The sequence below is a fragment of the Clostridium guangxiense genome (assembly GCF_021043395.1).
Taxonomy (GTDB): Bacteria; Bacillota; Clostridia; order Clostridiales; family Clostridiaceae; genus Clostridium_S; species Clostridium_S guangxiense.
In genome coordinates this window covers 61,048-79,109 of sequence record NZ_JAJNKE010000011.1, presented here as the reverse complement: position 1 = coordinate 79,109, position 18,062 = coordinate 61,048, and the positions used below count along the sequence as shown (strand labels likewise).

General features: G+C 31.6%; 16 protein-coding genes, 1 tRNA gene, 1 other RNA gene and 1 pseudogene. 4 read left to right on the top strand and 15 right to left on the bottom strand.

Annotated elements, in window-relative coordinates; genetic code table 11:
• The 4 genes from LQK79_RS08930 to pulA form a co-directional block, all read right to left on the bottom strand.
• Nucleotides 1–1,218, bottom strand: a complete 1,218-nt coding sequence (locus LQK79_RS08930) for an ABC transporter permease subunit (protein ID WP_231016259.1) — start codon at nt 1,216–1,218, stop codon at nt 1–3.
• A 24-nt stretch (nt 1,219–1,242) separates the two neighbouring features.
• Nucleotides 1,243–2,457, bottom strand: a complete 1,215-nt coding sequence (locus LQK79_RS08925; protein ID WP_231016258.1) for an ABC transporter permease subunit — start codon at nt 2,455–2,457, stop codon at nt 1,243–1,245.
• Complete coding sequence (locus tag LQK79_RS08920) at nt 2,438–3,376, bottom strand: ABC transporter ATP-binding protein (RefSeq protein ID WP_231016257.1); 939 nt, start codon at nt 3,374–3,376, stop codon at nt 2,438–2,440. The genes LQK79_RS08925 and LQK79_RS08920 overlap by 20 nt, the downstream gene beginning before the upstream one ends.
• Nucleotides 3,377–3,609: 233 nt before the next feature.
• Entirely contained in the window at nt 3,610–5,601 is a 1,992-nt protein-coding gene (pulA, locus tag LQK79_RS08915; RefSeq protein WP_231016256.1) for a type I pullulanase, read from the bottom strand.
• A 471-nt stretch (nt 5,602–6,072) separates the two neighbouring features.
• Between pulA and LQK79_RS08910 the strand changes: the two genes are divergently transcribed.
• Complete coding sequence (locus LQK79_RS08910) at nt 6,073–7,257, top strand: M20 family metallopeptidase (RefSeq protein WP_231016255.1); 1,185 nt, start codon at nt 6,073–6,075, stop codon at nt 7,255–7,257.
• A gap of 351 nt (nt 7,258–7,608) precedes the next feature.
• Here the strand turns inward: LQK79_RS08910 and LQK79_RS08905 are convergent, their stop codons facing one another.
• The 7 genes from LQK79_RS08905 to LQK79_RS08875 all read right to left on the bottom strand — a co-directional run bounded on the left by LQK79_RS08905 (nt 7,609) and on the right by LQK79_RS08875 (nt 12,186).
• Entirely contained in the window at nt 7,609–7,863 is a 255-nt protein-coding gene (locus LQK79_RS08905; RefSeq protein WP_053243409.1) for a pro-sigmaK processing inhibitor BofA family protein, read from the bottom strand.
• A gap of 361 nt (nt 7,864–8,224) precedes the next feature.
• Complete coding sequence (locus LQK79_RS08900) at nt 8,225–8,488, bottom strand: DUF2508 family protein (RefSeq protein WP_231016254.1); 264 nt, start codon at nt 8,486–8,488, stop codon at nt 8,225–8,227.
• Nucleotides 8,489–8,561: 73 nt separating this feature from the next.
• Entirely contained in the window at nt 8,562–9,158 is a 597-nt protein-coding gene (recR, locus tag LQK79_RS08895; protein WP_053243410.1) for a recombination mediator RecR, read from the bottom strand.
• 188 nt (nt 9,159–9,346) lie between these two features.
• Nucleotides 9,347–9,688, bottom strand: a complete 342-nt coding sequence (locus LQK79_RS08890) for a YbaB/EbfC family nucleoid-associated protein (RefSeq protein WP_053243411.1) — start codon at nt 9,686–9,688, stop codon at nt 9,347–9,349.
• A 70-nt stretch (nt 9,689–9,758) separates the two neighbouring features.
• On the bottom strand, nt 9,759–11,396 hold the full coding sequence (gene dnaX / locus LQK79_RS08885) for a DNA polymerase III subunit gamma/tau (RefSeq protein ID WP_053243412.1): 1,638 nt from the start codon (nt 11,394–11,396) through the stop codon (nt 9,759–9,761).
• A 422-nt stretch (nt 11,397–11,818) separates the two neighbouring features.
• An RNA gene (ffs, locus tag LQK79_RS08880) (signal recognition particle sRNA large type) lies at nt 11,819–12,085 on the bottom strand.
• 11 nt (nt 12,086–12,096) lie between these two features.
• A tRNA-Ser gene (locus LQK79_RS08875) sits at nt 12,097–12,186 on the bottom strand.
• Between the two features lie 601 nt (nt 12,187–12,787).
• On the opposite strand from LQK79_RS08875, the pseudogene LQK79_RS21205 reads away from it, so the two are divergent.
• A pseudogene (locus LQK79_RS21205) lies at nt 12,788–13,473 on the top strand (TIGR00266 family protein).
• Between the two features lie 212 nt (nt 13,474–13,685).
• Here LQK79_RS21205 and LQK79_RS08865 read toward each other — a convergent pair.
• Nucleotides 13,686–14,546: an EamA family transporter gene (locus tag LQK79_RS08865; protein WP_231016279.1), complete on the bottom strand. Its 861-nt coding sequence runs from the start codon at nt 14,544–14,546 to the stop codon at nt 13,686–13,688.
• Between the two features lie 5 nt (nt 14,547–14,551).
• Entirely contained in the window at nt 14,552–14,971 is a 420-nt protein-coding gene (locus LQK79_RS08860) for a helix-turn-helix domain-containing protein (protein ID WP_231016253.1), read from the bottom strand.
• A 272-nt stretch (nt 14,972–15,243) separates the two neighbouring features.
• On the opposite strand from LQK79_RS08860, the gene LQK79_RS08855 reads away from it, so the two are divergent.
• Nucleotides 15,244–16,098, top strand: a complete 855-nt coding sequence (locus LQK79_RS08855; RefSeq protein ID WP_231016252.1) for a M3 family metallopeptidase — start codon at nt 15,244–15,246, stop codon at nt 16,096–16,098.
• A complete protein-coding gene (locus LQK79_RS08850) occupies nt 16,076–16,336 on the top strand; it encodes a hypothetical protein (RefSeq protein WP_231016251.1) in 261 nt (86 codons plus the stop codon). Before LQK79_RS08855 ends, LQK79_RS08850 begins: the two co-directional genes overlap by 23 nt.
• A 161-nt stretch (nt 16,337–16,497) precedes the next feature.
• Here the strand turns inward: LQK79_RS08850 and LQK79_RS08845 are convergent, their stop codons facing one another.
• A complete protein-coding gene (locus LQK79_RS08845) occupies nt 16,498–17,382 on the bottom strand; it encodes a hypothetical protein (protein WP_231016250.1) in 885 nt (294 codons plus the stop codon).
• 68 nt (nt 17,383–17,450) lie between these two features.
• A complete protein-coding gene (locus LQK79_RS08840) occupies nt 17,451–18,038 on the bottom strand; it encodes a TetR/AcrR family transcriptional regulator (RefSeq protein ID WP_231016249.1) in 588 nt (195 codons plus the stop codon).
• Nucleotides 18,039–18,062 lie beyond the last annotated feature (24 nt).

The following is an 18,062-nucleotide window of genomic DNA, read 5'->3' as shown; positions in this document are numbered from 1 at the left end:
TTATACAAGCATATCTTTTTTAGTAAACCACACATGTGCCAAAATATAACTTAGAGCACCTGTAATTACATTAACTGCAATTCCAAGTGTAAGTGAAACATCAGGATTCCTTATCATTTGAGGTAAGTTACCTGTAAGCATTAAACCTGCCGATGCATAAGTGTTTATAATATATGGCGCTATTCTCCTAAGTGGTACATCTCCAGCGCTGCTTCCATCACCAGAGCTTATTTTAATTATCATAAAGCTTAGGATTACAGCAATTACTATACCCGCCGTCATAGACAAAGTATTGGTATTTGCAATAGTTGATATAAGTATGCATACAGACGTAAAGGCAACTATAAAAAGCAATTGTAAAACAATGATTTCTAAAATAAACTTCCATTGAGGTATAACATAAGAGCTGTCAAGTATAGCCTGTACATCGTGCCAATCTCCTGCCAAAGTTTTGCTAGGGTTAAATTCATATTTAGTTCCGACCTGCAGAGGTGAATTAGCTTTTCCAAACCCTATGATAATACCTAATATTAAAAATGATATTATTTCAGAACCAACTATAGAAATTATGCTGGCAATTGACGCTGCTGAAAACTTTGAAAACAAAATCTTTCCTCTTGAACACGGCTTTGCCAGAAGCATTTTCATGGTAGGCGGAGAATTTTCTCCAGAAACAACATCAAGAACTATTATGCATATTATTACAGGTAAAATAATAATTGATAAAACAGACACCATTTCCGTAAATACATCTATTGCTTTTACATTAGAACTATCTGCTAGTTCAGGCATGTTATTTTTAAGAGCATATTTCTTCACCAATATATCTTCATTTACCTGCTCTATTTTGGTATTATCACCTGCTAAATCAGCAGAATCCTTCTTTTTTTCATCGTCCGATATAAGGTTATTTATTTGGTCTTTCCAGCTAAGCTTTTTTAATTCTTCCTGTCTGTATGCATTTCTTATATTGCTTTTCTCAGTATTAATAATCTGCCTTAATTGCTTTGCCTGATTGGCGTCCTCATATGGTAGTGCAGATTTATAGGTTGCTATAAGTTTTTCATCTTCTACTACTGTCTGCATAGGTGTCTTATGCTGAGACTGATATTGAATAACTGAAAATAAAACAGTTATAGCAGAAAATAATATCATTACAATTAGAACTTTTCTCTTTTTAAATATTTTTTGAAGTTCGTTTGTTATAAGATTATACAAACTTCTCCCTCCTTTCCCTGATTATTATGCAAGCATATCTCTTTTCATAAAAACAATACTTGAAATAACAAAACATACAATGGTATAAAACACAAGCACACCTACACCCATATCCATTGTTATAGATGGATTGTCTATCGTCTTTGCTAAATATCCATATACAAGCATATCCGAGGATGCATAAGTCATCGGAAGATACGGACTTACTTTTTCAAGAACAGCTGGAAGTGACCCTTGAAGCATCATTATTCCGAGTATAGACATTGCAAGTCCAATTCCAACGCTGCTTCCTATTGCTATTCCCGAGTTTTTAATTAAAACTGAAATTAAAAAGCATATTGACACGCAGGTCGCTATAAATAGTAAATCAATTCCTGTAACATAAAGAAGATATTTAGCATAGGAAACAATTTGCGTAGAACCAACTATTGGTGATACTCCAATTTGGTTATTTGTGGCTATTACAGCTTTATCATATTGATACTTTGTTCCCGCAGTTACTGGTGACAACATATTTGGAAATCCATCCATAGTACCTAATGCTATAAATAACAATAACTGTGGTATTATTATTAAAAATGAATTTGCTATAAAAATGGCTATAAACTTCGAAAGCAGAATTTTAAATCTCGATACTGGTTTTGCTAAAAGCATTTTTATGGTGGCAGGAGAATATTCAGAGCTTACTATATCTGAGGTTGCAACTGCAATTATCATAAAAACTATTATAATTTCTATAAATGCTTTTGTGTTAAGGAAAGCAGAGAATACATCTTTTCCAGTTTCACTGTATGGGTCCACATTATTATCTAGGTAATATTGGTCCTTTGAAACAGCCGTTGTCGCATTATCTATATCTTCATTTTTACCTTTGGTTTTTGCCTTTATAAGCTCCTCTTTGTTTGCCCTTAGATCCTTTTCAACTCTTCTTGTCCATTCTACATTTTTATCTTCCTCATCCTTTTTTAACTTTTTTAAACTCTGCTCTTCTTGAACTATTGTTTGCTTTACCTTTTTTCTTTCATTAGCACTTATACCGCCGCTTTGTAAACTTTTTTTATTTGTTTCAATTTGTGTTTTCGTCATTTCAATTCTTTTCTCTGGGCTTCTGTATTTTTTTTGATTTGAGTATTGAAAAAATCCAAACAAAAATAAAATAGCCGCAAATACAATTAAAGTTACCCAAAACTTTTTCTTTTTTATTATTTTATAAAGCTCATTACTTATTAGCCCCCACATCTTTTGCCTCCCCTCCTTCCACTATTTGCATAAATCTATCTTCAAGATTTTTATGTGTTTTATAGAACTCGCTTACTTCTACATTTGCCTTCATAAGTTCAGTTACTACTTTAGATGATTTTCCTGTATCCAGAGATAATGAAATTTTATTTTTTCCATCTTTAACATCATATACAAAAGGAAGTTTAGTTAAAATTCCCATGGCCTCCACCATATTTGAGGTTGTAATAACAAAATTTTCTTTAGCCTCTTTTGTCTTCTTATCATTTAAGCTTTCAACGGATTTTATTTCACCACCATTAATAAAAGCAACAGTATCACAAACCTGCTGTATCTCTGCAAGTATATGGGACGATATCATTACTGCTGACTTATTTTCCGTGGCCATCTGCCTTACTATTTTTCTAAAATCCATAATTCCAACAGGGTCAAGTCCATTTGTAGGCTCATCTAATATGAGAAGCTTAGGTTTCACCAAAAGTGCTTGCCCAAGTCCCAAGCGCTGTTTCATTCCAAGGGAATACTTTTTTACCTTATCATTTATTCTATCTTTAAGCCCTATTATTTCAGCAACTTCATCTATTCTTTCCTTTGTTATATTTCCATACATCTTGGCATATTGAATTAAATTTTCTCTCCCGGTTAAAAACCCATACATGTCCGGATTTTCTACTATAGCACCAACATTAGCTAAAGCTTTTTCTTTTTCTTTTTGAATATCATGGTCCATGATTTTTATAGTTCCAGAGTTTGGCGCAATAAGCCCCACAAGCATTCTTATTGTTGTAGTTTTGCCAGCTCCATTAGGCCCTAAAAAGCCAAAAATTTCTCCCTCTTTTATATCAAAACTTATTCCTTTTATTATCTGTCTTTTCCCTATATGTTTCTTTACATCTTTGACTTCAAGAACAACTGCCATACTTCTTCCTCCTCATTTTAAACACTTACAAATACTAGTTCACGATATAAATAATACAATTTTAACCTTATATTGTCAATTTTATTAACATCGTTATAATAAATCATATAATAAAAAACAATATATTTGTTATATATATGATATAACAAATATATTGTTTTTAAAAGCAACTTATGAATTTATTTTGAGTCATTAATAACAAAAATTTGGGAGACATTATTTTAAAACACAGCTTATTTTAAATTCGTCAACACCATAGAAGTTCCTGCTTTAACTAAAACTTCATCACCAGACAATATATCAAGTACCTCTGTCCCCGCTTTTTCTTCCTTAACAACTACAGCCCAACCTGATTTTTTTAAGTCAATTTTTTCATCCTGCGCACTGGCATTTATAATTACAGCTATTTCTTGCCATTCATCACCATTGGCATTGTTTAAAATAAAATACCCAATAACACTTTCCTTAGTATCAAAAAATTTTATATTTTTCTGTATTTCAGCTTTAGTAGTCATTCTAAAAGCGGGATGTTCTTTTCGTAATTTAATAAGTCCCTTGTAATAATCTACGACCTTCTTATAAGTATGTTTTCTCCCCCATTCAATTCTATTTACTGAATCAGGTGACCTAAAGCTATTGCTATCAAACCCCTTTCCATTTAATTTAGGTTTAGTTCCAAGCATTTCCTGACCATTTTGAATAAAAGGAATACCTTGAGAAGTTAAAACTATGAAAGCCGCCATTTCATCAATTTTTATCTTTTCCTCTTCAGCTGCCTCTGGGTTTGTTAAATTTATTTTATCCCAAAGCGTGTTGTTATCATGACAGGATACATAATTTACTGTTTGTGTTGGCTCATTTGCCCAAGGCTTACACTTATATGGTGTTTTTTCGTAATCCACATCCTCATGTTCTACAGCAGCAACTATACTATGTTTTACCTGCTCCTTTAAATCAGAAATTGAATATGCAGTTTTTCCATCGTCTTTAATCCATTTTGCATTATAATTAATAAACCCTCCACATTCTTCTTCAAATACATATCCTTTAATACCATCTCTTATGTCATCATTAAAGAAAGCTACTCTATTGTCAAGTTTCTTGGCATTTAACTTTATGGCCTTTTCATCATCGGTTATTGTAACCTCATTTCCAAGATTCCAACCTTCTCCATATATCAATATATTAGGGTTAATTTTATCCAAGGCATATCTTATCTGATTCATTGTTTCTACATCATGCAGTCCCATAAGATCAAATCTAAAGCCATCAATATGATATTCTTTTGCCCAATAAGTTACAGCATCTATCATATATTTTCTAAACATAAATCTTTCTGAGGCTGTATCATTTTTGCATTCTGAATTAGCTATAACCTTTCCCTTTTCATCCTGACGATAATAGTAATCAGGAACAGTCTTACTAAATGGAGAATTTTCATACTCATAGGTATGATTAAATACGCAGTCCATTATTACAGCTATATTCTCCTTATGAAGTGCTTTAACCATTTCTTTCATTTCTTTTATTCTGCAAGTTCCTGAATATGGATCAGTAGAATAACTTCCTTCTGGTACCAAATAATTTTTAGGGTCATATCCCCAATTGTATTCATTGGAATTGATTTTGCTTTCATCAATGCTTCCAAAATCAAAGGATGGAAGTATATGAATTGCATTTACTCCAAGCTCTTTAATGTGACTTATCCCTGTAGCTTCACCATAAGAATTTCTAGTTCCAAACTCAGTTAAAGACAGGAATTTTCCTTTGATCTTTATACCTGAAGCTTCATCCATTGACATATCTCTAAAATGAAGTTCATATATTATTGCATCTGTCTGATTCCTAATGTATGGTCTTATATCCTTTTCCCAAGCATCTGGATTGGTTTTTAAAAGATCTATCACCATACTTCTATCTCCATTTACACCAACTGCTTTTGAATAAATATCTTGGGTCTCATTTGTTTTTCCGTTAACGGTCACTTCATAAGTATAAAAGGTACCAGCTAAATCTCCAGTTTTAGTAAAGCTCCAGACACCTTTATCTTGAAGTACCATTAAATTTTTTTCTATTAAATTGTCTCCTACTCCTTCTCTATAAAGATTAAGTACAACTTTTTCTGCTAATGGTGACCAAACCTTAAATGTGGTTTTTTCCTTAGAATAATTTGTTCCTAATTCTCCATCATAATCGTATTTTCCGCTTAAAATATCCTTATCCAATTTGTACCCTCCATTCAGTTGGCGCAATCGTTTGCACGAATAAATAAAAAAAATTGTACTTTAAGAGTACAATTTATATGTTTACATTATATATTCTTTATGTGAAAAACTCAATAACTTTTTTACCTTTAAATTCATAATTTACTTGCAGCATTAGATATCACCTAAGTAATTTATACACCTTCCCACTTTTCAATATCCTTTAATATATTACTATTTTTTACTTTGTCAACATAAACTGTTATGATTTAAAGAAGTACTGGTAAAATTTATAGCTGCATTTATGAATTATCATTTTCGAAAAATTTAATGCATACTATTAATAATATCTTTTTATTTCATCAATTTTATTTTTATTAATTTAAAAAACACCTTGCATTTAGCTAATATTTTTAATAAACTTAATTTAAATTAATACAAAAGAAAGAGGTGAATTTTAGTGAGTGTATAATATCTCACTAAAGATAAAACATGGATTTATTTAAAAAGGTTGATGAAACAACAGCAGCACTAAAAAGTGAAATAGAAAATATAAATGAATACATATTTTATAACCCTGAACTTGGAGATAATGAATTTACTTCTTCAAAATATTTAGTAAATTTACTTGAGAAAAACCACTTTAAAGTAGAATTTCCTTATATGGAAATCAAAACAGCATTTAGAGCTGAATTCGGAAATAATGTTGGTCCAAGCATAGTTTTTCTCGCAGAATATGACGCTCTTCCTGGATATGGCTCTGATAAAAAAAATGCCCATGCATGTGGCCACAATTGGATTTCAGCTATTACTGTTGGATCGGCTTTAGTTTTATCAAAGCTAAAGGATAATTTTAAAGGTAAAATTGTAGTCATAGGAACCCCTGCTGAAGAAACCGTTGGAAGAAAAGTTGATATGGTAAATAAAGGAGCCTTTGAAGGCATAGATGCTGTTTTCCAAATGCATCTTGGCGCAAATACTTCATTAAATTCAAGTTCTCTCGCAATGGATGCTTTTCAGTTCAAATTTAATGGCAAAGCAAGTCATGCGGCTTCTGCCCCACATCAGGGAATAAATGCACTTGATGCTGTTAACTTAACATTTGCTGGCATAAGTGCACTACGTCAGCAATTAAAATCTGATGTAAGAATACATGGAATAGTAACAGAGGGAGGATATGCTCCAAATATTATACCAGATCAATGTACATGCAGATTTGAAGTAAGATCAGAAAAAAGAGATTACCTTAACGAAGTTTCTGAGAGAGTAAAAAATTGTGCTAAAGGTGCAGCCCTTATGACAGGAACAGCATTAGAAATCAGCAATTTTGAAAATTCCTTCGATGATCTTGTGGTAAATTCAGTCCTAATAGAAATTGCTAAAAAAAACCTTGAGAAATGTGGAATTAAGGATTTTGTAGAAAGAAAAGATCCTCCCGGCTCTACAGACTTAGGTAACGTAAGCTATGCATGTCCAACCATGTATGGAAACATAGGTGTTGGTGACGGCGAAACAAAACCTCATGAAGAAAAATTTTTAGAGTATGTAAATAGTACAGAAGCCAAAGAAAAAGCAATTATGGTTGTAAGAGCTATATCATATTCAGCGGTAGAGCTTTATTTGAATCCTGAACTTTTAGAAAAAGCAAAACGAGAATTTAAAAATATTGCGAAGTAACAGTATCTTGGAATATTAAATAAAATTAATAAATCTAAGCAGCAAATTGTTAAAATCTTAAGAGCTTTCAATAACTCACTAATCGTTCAAACAAATCGAAATCTCTAAAGCTTTTAACAATTTGCCACTAAGATTTATAAAATTTTATTTAAACTATTCCTTCAATACTGTTGCTTCGCTAAACCGGAAATGCAAGGTAAATTTTTCTCCGGTTCCCTACGAAAAATACCCTATAATCACCGTTAATCAATAAATGAGTGGACAAGTTCACACCCAAAATTCCGTAGGTACGGAGGAATTTTTTTAATGTTGCAAAGCAGTATTACTTCGCAATATTTATATATTGCTGTTCTAAAAAAACAATTTAAAAATAATTAGAAATATTACTCCAGGAACGCCAAGCACTCCTGCTATAAGTGCAGTAACTATATTTATACCAATTTGAAAGCCAAAATAACTTCCAAATATATTTACAATGAATAACAAAATCGCACCTAAGACACCGTTAATAATTAACTTTATCAAAATCTTAAGAGGCCAAGACAACAGCTTAACTACAATTAAAATGAGTATAATTGCAACAACAAAATAACCTATATACTCCATTCCTCATCCCCCCATTATCAAATTATATCTATCTTTTAAATTAGCTAAAATACCTTTAATAGGATTTAACTTATAAAAAATAAGTGCACAATGCACAGTCATAGTTGATTTTCCTCCGCTTAGCTACAGAAAATCTTAAAACTTAAATACTGGTACTAAATTTATAAAATTGCTTATTTATTTCATTAAGCAAAACGGAACATCATTAAGTTTTAAGATTTATCCAACGCAGGAGGAATAAATCATCCTTAACTGTGAAATGTCATTGTGAATTGTGCACTAAAAAAATATCACTTGTATAATCTTGACACTTGCATTTTCAAAATTTCAAATAGTTTATCCCTATAGATTACGTAAGCGTTTAATTAGAGTTTACTTCCCTTAAATATTCGTCGTATCCATTTATTTTAATATCCATTTTTTTTGCCTGCATTAACAAATATATATATCTTGATTTGGCTGCCGCTTCTTTATATATAGCATAATCTATAAGTTTTGGATCACTTACTACATCAAAATACTCCGAACACTGCTTCCATTCATGCCTGGCCTCTTCTATAGCTAAAAGTAATTTTTTTTGTTCTACGCTTAAGCTGCTTTTCTTACCAGGTATTTTTTTATTCATAATAAAAAACCTCCCAATTTATATCCTATTAAAATTATAGACATAAATTGGGAATAGTATTCCTATAGTTTATCTAAATTTCTCTTCTTCCTTCAAGAGCTTTTGATAAAGTTATTTCATCTGCATACTCCAAATCTCCTCCAACAGGTATACCGTGAGCGATTCTAGTAACTTTAACTCCAAGTGGTTTCAATATTTTTGATATATACATGGCAGTAGCTTCACCATCTACATTAGGATTTGTCGCCACTATTACTTCCTTTACACTTCCATTCATTCTGCTTATGAGTTCTCGTAATTTTATGGAATCAGGTCCCTTTCCAGACATTGGAGATATTGCTCCATGAAGAACGTGATAAACTCCGTTGTATTCCCTTACCTTTTCCATTGCAATTACATCTTTAGGCTCTTCTACAACACATATCGTGCCCTTATCTCTATTGGGATTTGAGCAAATAGCGCAAGGATCAGTGTCTGTGTAATTTCCACATACAGAACAATATTTAATAGTTCCCCTTGCCTTTATAAGGGCATTGGCAAATCCATCTACTTCGTCCCTAGGTAAATTTAAGACGTATAGTGTAAGTCTTTGTGCAGTTTTATATCCTATTCCCGGAAGTTTTGCGAATTCTTCTATTAACTTTTCAATTGCTACGGGGTAAAGCTCCATAATGCCACTTGCCTTTCTAACTTTAATATGTCAAAACTATAATCATCGCTTTTATAAGTTCAAAGATTTATCCTACGCAAGGAAGATAAATCCTCATTCACTCTACTCTTTATCCTTATTTTTAATATTACTTGTAATTTCTTAGCAAATACGGTTTAAAACTTTCTGGTAATTCCTAAATTTATATATTAGAACATTCCTGGTAAATTCATTCCGCCTGTTAATTTTTTCATTTCTCCTGAAGTTTCTTCTTCTGCTTTATTAAGAGCTTCATTGCATGCAGTTAATATTAAATCTTGAAGCATCTCTACATCATCAGGATCAACAACTTCTGGTTTTATTTTTATATCTGTTATGACTTTCTTTCCATTAACAGTTGCACTTACAGCTCCGCCTCCAACTGTAGCTGTAAATTCTTTATCTTCAAGGTCCTTTTGCATATCTTCCATTTGCTTTTGAAACTTTTGTGCCTGCTTTATAAGATTATTCATATTTCCTCCGCCCATTCCTGGGAATCCACCTCTTGCCATAATTAAAAAACCTCCTATGTTAACTTCAATTATTTTTGTATCAATATTTTATATTTTAACATTTACAAGTTCATTCATCAATAATATCAACATTATCTTCACCAAAAGTTTTCTTTATTATGTCTTCTGCATTTTCAGGACTTGCATTTTTTATATCATCATTACCTTGGGAAGAATATACAACCTTAACTCTGCCATGCAGCATGTTTGAGAATACCTCTTCTACTTTTTTGTTATTTTGAACTTTTTCAAGATGCTGTTTACTAAAGTTATACTGTTTATCAAATCCTATCTGTATAACTCCATTATTACATGCCACAGGATTACCATTACTTAAATGCACACCCATGACCATGTTTCTGTTTGCTCTAAACATTTCTATTGCATCTTTCCAAATTTTTTTAACATCATCTAAGGTTACATCCGTTTTTATTGCAGTATCCTCATCAGCATCATCAGAAGCTTGAATAGGCACCTGCATTTCATTATTAACTTTATTTTGAACCTTAGGTGCTGGTGTTTTTTCATTACCACTATTGTTATTTACTACAATATTTCCACTTTTTATTAATCTTTCAAGTTTGTTAAGTCTTGATAATATAATTTCATTAGATGTATCATATTCAACTTTGCACATTTTTATTATAGCAAGCTCAAGATATATTCTGCTATTACTGCTTTTTCTCGCCTGCTCGTCTGCTTCCTGAAGTATACCTATATAACGCATAGTTTCTTCTATTCTTACTTTCTTTGACTGTTCCTTAACTATGCTTAAATTTTCAGAAGACATATCTAAAACTTCTTCAGGATTTTTACTTACCTTAATCATCATTAAATTTCTTACATGTTCTATTAAGTCCTTTATAAAAATACCTATTTCCTTACCTGAAAAAACAATTTCATCTATAGTTCGTATGCAAGCCTCAACATTCTTATCTATAATACAATCCATAAGTTTAAATATATACTCATTAGTAACAAGTCCAAGCATGTCTAGTACTTTTTCATATTCTATTTTTCCATTTCCTACTGAAATTGCTTGATCAAGAATACTTACTGCATCACGAGCTGCACCATCAGACATCCTAGCTATAAGATTAAGACTTTTATCATCTGCAAAAACCCCTTGAGCTGTAACTATTTCCCTAAGCCTATTAACCATTGCATCTTTTTTTATTCTTTTAAAATCAAATCTTTGGCACCTTGATAAAATGGTTATAGGAAGCTTATGTGGATCCGTAGTTGCAAGTATAAACACAACATTTTGAGGTGGCTCTTCAAGAGTTTTTAAAAAGGCATTAACTGCACCCTGAGAGAGCATATGGACTTCATCTATTATATAAACTTTATATTTAGCCTCGTGGGGTGGATATTGAACATCATCTATTATGTTTCTTATATCGTCTACACTATTATTTGATGCTGCATCAAGTTCCGTAACATCTATAGCCATACCTTCGTTTATTTTTTTGCACATCTCACATTCATTGCATGGTTCACCATCTTTAGGATTAAGACAATTTACTGCTTTTGATAAAATCTTTGCTGTAGTAGTCTTTCCTGTTCCCCTAGTTCCGCAAAGTAAATATGCATGTGCTATTCTATTATTTTTAACCTGATTTCTCAATGTAACAGTAACATGTTCTTGACCTACAACTTCACTAAAGTTTTTGGGCCTCCATTCTCTGTATAAAGCAGTATATGCCACATTTTCACCTTCTATCTATACTATATAATTTAACCGCATAAAATTTTTAAGATACACTTATCAAAGTTTTTCAAATAATTTTTATAAATACTAAGAGTAAAGAGTAGAGAGTATAGTGAATGTGGATTTACCTTTCGCTTCTCTCAGGTAAATCTTAGAACTTGATAGTGTCAGCTGCGCTGAGCACTATATTTTAAGCGCTTTGCGCACATCAAGTTCTTAGATTTTTCAAAGCGCAGCGGAGAAAAATCATCCTTCATTGTACTCTGCTTTACACCTTCCAGTTTGTCAGGGCCAATTTAATATTAGTCATTTCAACCTTTCAAGTTTTTTATCTGTATTTCTTAAGTTTATAATACTACAAAAAAAGATGCCTAGTAAAGCATCTTATGTTATATACAATAAAATTCAATTATTAAATGCTGTGCACCTCGAACTCGACATTAATTTATGAGCGTTACCTTTAAAGTTGGCTCAAATCAGGTTAATCCACGGCACACGAAAAGTTTCACTTACCGCTGCTTCCTTCCGGATCTGACGGGGTTCATGATTTTTCATTGCGTGGGACCCAATTATCAACACCAGCATTTAAAGGGCAGACCCCACAAATCAAAGCCTTATTCAAGGAATTAGACCCTGCTATAGCGGATTGCAGGTACAAGGCACCGCTAACTCCCCGTTTAGCACAGCAAAGATTAAATGGCGGAGAAAGAGGGATTCGAACCCTCGGTAGAGTTTCCCCTACACACGCGTTCCAGGCGTGCTCCTTAAACCACTCGGACATCTCTCCATATATGATTTAATCCTTTATATATTGTATTTTTGCAGAACAATCATATTATACTATTAAAAGAACGCAATTTCAACTATAATAATCTTTTTTTATATGGAAATTATGTAATATAGTGAAACTGCTGCGAAACTTCAACTATTTGTGTGCCAAAATGCCAATCTTCAAGGAATTATGGTGCACATATAGTTTGTAGTTGAGCTAGTTTCACTATGTGTATCAAAATAAAATCAAAATATGTACAAAAATTTTTTTACCTAAAAAAAATAGGCTCCTAAACTCAGAGCCATTAAACAAAATAGGTATAGTTCATTAATATTCATTTTATATCTCTCACCCATAAACTCTCATAAATTCTCATACACTTTTGATAGTTTTAATTTTCTCTCATAAATTCTACATATCATAAATTCTCAAAATAAATGAATTATTAAATTTAAACTATACCTTTTAGTATATAATACCATTATTTCGTAATATTTTCAACCTTTTTTATTATTCTTTGTTTAATTTAGCTTAAACTAATATTAAATAATTAAAATTTGGAAATGCATTTATTTTGATCCATAAATGTATATAATATAACTGAGGAGGGATTTTAATGAGATATGAAATTAAAGGAGATAATTTACCTATTGTAATATGCAAGCTTAATCCTGGTGAAACTCTTGTATCTGAATCAGGTGCTATGGGGTGGATGAGTGATAACATAAAAATGGATACAAATATGAAAGGCGGTCTTTTAGGTGGAATTTCAAGAACAATTTCTGGAGAATCAATATTCCTCAATACATTTACTTGCCAAAAAGACATGGGTATGGTGGCTTTCCCTTCATCATTTCCTGGTAAGATAATTGAAAGACATTTACTATCAGGTGAAAGTATAATATGCCAGAAAAAAGCTTTCTTGCCGCTGAATCTTCAGTTAAATTAAGTATATTTTTAAAGAAAAAATTATCTACAGGTTTATTTGGCGGAGAAGGATTCATACTTCAAAAAATAACTGGTCCAGGAATAGTATTTCTTGAATTCGATGGCCATGTAGAGGACTATTCTCTTTTAAATAATGACATCCTTAAAGTTGACACTGGCCATGTTGCAATGTTTGATTCTACAGTAAGCTTTGACATTTCTATGGTTAAAGGTGTTAAAAACATGCTTTTCGGTGGAGAAGGATTATTTTTAGGAACTTTAAAAGGACCAGGAAAAGTATACCTTCAAACAATGCCTATTGAAAACCTTGCAGCTAAAATTGGGCAATTTTACAACTTCAAAGACAACAAATAAAAAAACCAGTGACAAGTTTAGGATGGTTTTCTTATGCTCACTCCCATATAGGAGAATCAGCTCAACTATTAAATTATAGATATACATGTTCTCTTATGAAAATGAAACAAAATTAAGTTCAAAAGTTATTCATAGCAAAAGCAGAAAAAACTTACCTTAACTTATCACTTATTTTATATTCTATGCTTGTTTAATAAAATAATGCAACTGCATTAAATCAATAAAAGCATTGTTCCAGATATAACTAGCACCAAGCCAATAAACGCTTTTCCGGAAAGTCTTTCTTTGAGAAAGACACGTGAAAATGCAATTGAAACCACAATACTAAGTTGATCTATAGGTACCACCATACTAGCCTTACCAATTTGAAGTGCATGATAATAGCAAAGCCAAGAAAGCCCCGTTGCAAGACCGGAAAGCGCTATAAACACCCCACTTTTCCTATCAATATATTTTATCATAACATGTTTTTTCTGAATAAAGACAATTATCCATGCCATAATAAGCACCACAATCGTACGAATTGCTGTTCCTAAATTCGATTCTACCCCTTGTATACCTATTTTACCAAGTATCGCAGTTAGGGAAGCAAATACAGCAGAAAGAATTGCATAAAAAAGCCATAGTTTACTTTTGGTATCATGGGACTCTGACACCTTTTTTTGTATCATAAGATAAGTCCCAATGGCAAAAACAATAACACCTAATGCCATAATTAAAGTAGGCGTCTCCCCTAAAAACACAAAAGCCAAAATAATAGTTAAAACTGCGCTGCTTTTATCAATAGGAGTAATTTTATTTACATCACCAAGCTGCAAGGCCTTGAAATAACACAACCAAGACGCACCAGTGGCACACCCTGATAAAATTAAAAATACAAGTGTATACATTGAAATAGAATTAATTTTGTTCTCTGAACCCACAATAAAAACCATTAACCATGAAAATATAACTACAATAATTGTACGAAGAGCTGTGGCTAAGTTAGAATCCGTATTTTTTATTCCAATTTTTGCTAAAATAGCTGTCATACCTGCAAATACCGCCGAACCCAAAGCGTATAAAATCCACATTTTTATCACTCCTTTAATCCCCAAAAAATCTTAAACTCCAATTTCTCAATTTCTCTTTGCTGCTTGTAACTAATACGAAGCGAAGCATTCTCAGGAATAGTGATATCCTTCTCAAGGTCTTTTAGTATAATCTTAATATTATTGTCATTTTCCTTTACAGCAGTTATGGTTTCTTCGATTTTGTCAAATAAAACTGCAGACTTACCAACAGTATCCTTGGAAACCATGTATAGTTCATTTTGATTTATGTAGTTAGTTGAATCTCCAGCTGCAATCCATTTAATAAGAGCTTCCCTACTAAATCTCCACTCACGTCCAATTTTACGAGCTGGAACATGTTCTTCCCTTAGCATTTTTATGAGAGTTTTTTCACTGACACCTAAAAGTTCCATTGCTTGCTCAAAGTTTAAAATATCACTATTCATAAAACAAAACCCCTTCCTCTATTTAATAGCATTATACCGCCATGTATTAATTAGTACAACATTAGCCGTAATAAATAGTAATTTAACAGTATATAATATGCAATTAGCGTGAAGTGCTATGTGTTTCTCAAGTATGAACTGTTCATGAAATTTATAAAATCTAAGTATTTAAAAACAAAGCTGAAGACCTGCTTAGTAAACTAGGTCCATATTCATATTTAATATCCACAGCTGATACCAAAAATTCTTTAGCAATGCAAACTCTTAATAAAATGCTAACCTTTGAACCTAGGATCATATCTGCAGAAAGAGAATTTCAAAGTTGGTTATTAAAGATTAATAACATAGACAATATTATTAATGGAAGTGATACTTTTAAAGATTACAAATATTATCTTAAAAATCTTATTGATAATGGAAAACATATGCCCTCAAAAAACGAAATAAAACTACTTGGCAAGATGAAAATCACAGGTTCAATGGCTTTTGAAAACCTCCATAGAATTACAATTTCAAATGTTAAAGTTGAAATAACTCTGCAAGAAAAAAATGAATTATTACCTTTTCAAGCAATCCAAAGTCTATCTAGCAATAGTGATCTAGAAATCAGAAAAAAAGCCTTCAAATCAAAATTAAATTCATATAATAAAATTTCAGAAACCTCTATGTGGGCATACAATTCTATAAAAGGAGAACAAATTACCGAAGCAGAACTTAAAGGTTATAACTCTGTTTTTCATATGGCTGTAAATAGCTATAATTTAAAAGAGGAAACAATAACTACAATGTTTAAGGTTATTAAAAAATATCTATATAATATTCAAAAAGGAATATCTCATAAAGCAAAACTTTTAGGCTATGATAGCCCTTTGCCTTTTTATGATTTATTTGCTCCCTTATGTAAAACCAAAAAAAACTATACCTTTGGTGAAACAAAATCAATAATACTTGATAATTTAAAAGATCTCGGAGATAACCTAAATTCCGTTGCTACCAAAGTCTTTATCGAGAATTGGATTGATTCAGAACCTAGAGCTAATAAAAGAGGTGGTGGATTTTCTGTTAATTTACACGGCATAAAAGAAAGCAGAATACTATTTAATTTTGAAGGTACCGCCCGCCGATAATATTTTACAGCTTTCTCACGAAATTGGACATGTATATCATTATTCTTGCTTAAATAAAGAGGCTGCTATTAACAGCAATTGCTCACTAGCTACTATGGAAGCGACCGCAATATTTACAGAAAACTTTTTGCAAAGAAGAATGCTTGAAATATGCAGTCCAAAAGAAAAATTAAATATGTTAAGCGGAATTTTAATGAGATATGTTAAACTTAATGCTTGCGCATGGCTTGAAATATAGTGTTCAGCGCAGCTGACGCTGTTAAGTTTTAAGATTTACCTGAGCAAAGCAAAAGGTAAATCATCCTTAACTGTCAATTGTCCTCTGTCAACTATCAACTGTTACAACTTCCAGTTTGTATTGCTAAATTTGATATTTGCAATTCTTAATTTTCATGTTATCTATCTGTATTCATAAATCTCTTTTTCCATAACAACTGTATTTTCTTTTATACTTTCAGTTTTGTGAAAATCATACTTATCGTAAACCCAGTAAGGCATAAATCCTTCATTCCATTCAAAGACTCCAATTCCCTCAAGGTAAGTTCTTATAAATTTAGAATAATACTTTTCAAGCTGAAACATTAGCTCATCTATCATCTCTTTCCTTGGTATACCAAAGCCAACTTCATAACATCCAACCGTTAAATAATCCTCATCATCTCCTTTATTCCCTGTTAAAAAACCATATTTTCTCATAATCTCCCTAGGAAAAATCTCAAGTAAACCTATAACCTTGCCCTGATATTTCGCATAAATGCCTGCAATATTTTCTTTTTCTAAAACTTCAAGAAATACTTTTTTCTTAATTTCAACGCATTTTTTATGAAATCTTTTAGGAGGATTACCATACGGATAGTTTTTCAAACACATTGTCATTTCATCCTCATAATTTGCAATCGTTATTGGTATCCATTCAATTTCACCTTTTAATATTGCTGCTCTAAATTGACTTACTGAGATGGCTTGTGCAGTTTTAGACATGCTTTCTTGCTCATGTTCTTTAATATGAATGTTTAAAGCTTGTTCTATTTTTTCCTTTTTAAGAGGAACAGTAGCTATTAATTTTTCATTATAGAAAACATCTATAAAAACCGAGGAAACTAGCTTACATTTTTCACGTATAGTCCCCTGTGCTTTGTACCACCCGACTTCTTTTGATGTCAAACTATCATATGGAATATAATTTATTTTAACGTCAGTACCTTTTAGCCATTCCTCTAATTGTTCTAAGAATGCACCATTGGCTTCACAGATTGGTGAGTATATAACATCAATTGTTTTCATAATATCACGCTTTCATAAAATAAATTATTGGACTTGCAATTTCAAGTTTCCAAGGCCCCCTACAAGTATTAAACCATTAATGCTGTTAAAATTAATGATATCATTGCATCTAAAAGCTTAGGATTTCTGTCATAATTAATTACGGCCTGTGGATTATTTATGACATAAAACCTAAACATATCAATAAAATTCAACATAACCTCTGTAGTAATTGTATTTTTTATAATCCCCTCTTTTTTTCCTTCTTCAAGAAGAGAAGTTATAATTTCTTCAATACTTGATAATTGTTCTCCTACAAAAAATTCATCTTTTTTCAGCTCATTACGTAGAGATTCAACCACAAAATTTGTTGTATAATTCCTTGAATAATCTACAACTGTATAAAAAAACTTTTCTATTTTTTTTCTTATACTTTCGTTACCATTCACAATATCTATTATTGTTTTATAATAATCTTCCCAAAGCTTTTTTAATAATTGATTTTTTAAATTTTCTTTACTTTCAAAAAAGTTGTAAATTGATACCTGTGAAACAGATGCTTTTTTTGCAATCTCCGCAATACTTACTTTACTATATCCGTATTGTTTAAATAATTCTTTCGCTGCATACAATATAGCTTCTTTCTTTTCTTGGCGCCTTTTTTCAAATCCGTTCATATGCTTTCTCCCAAAATAAATATG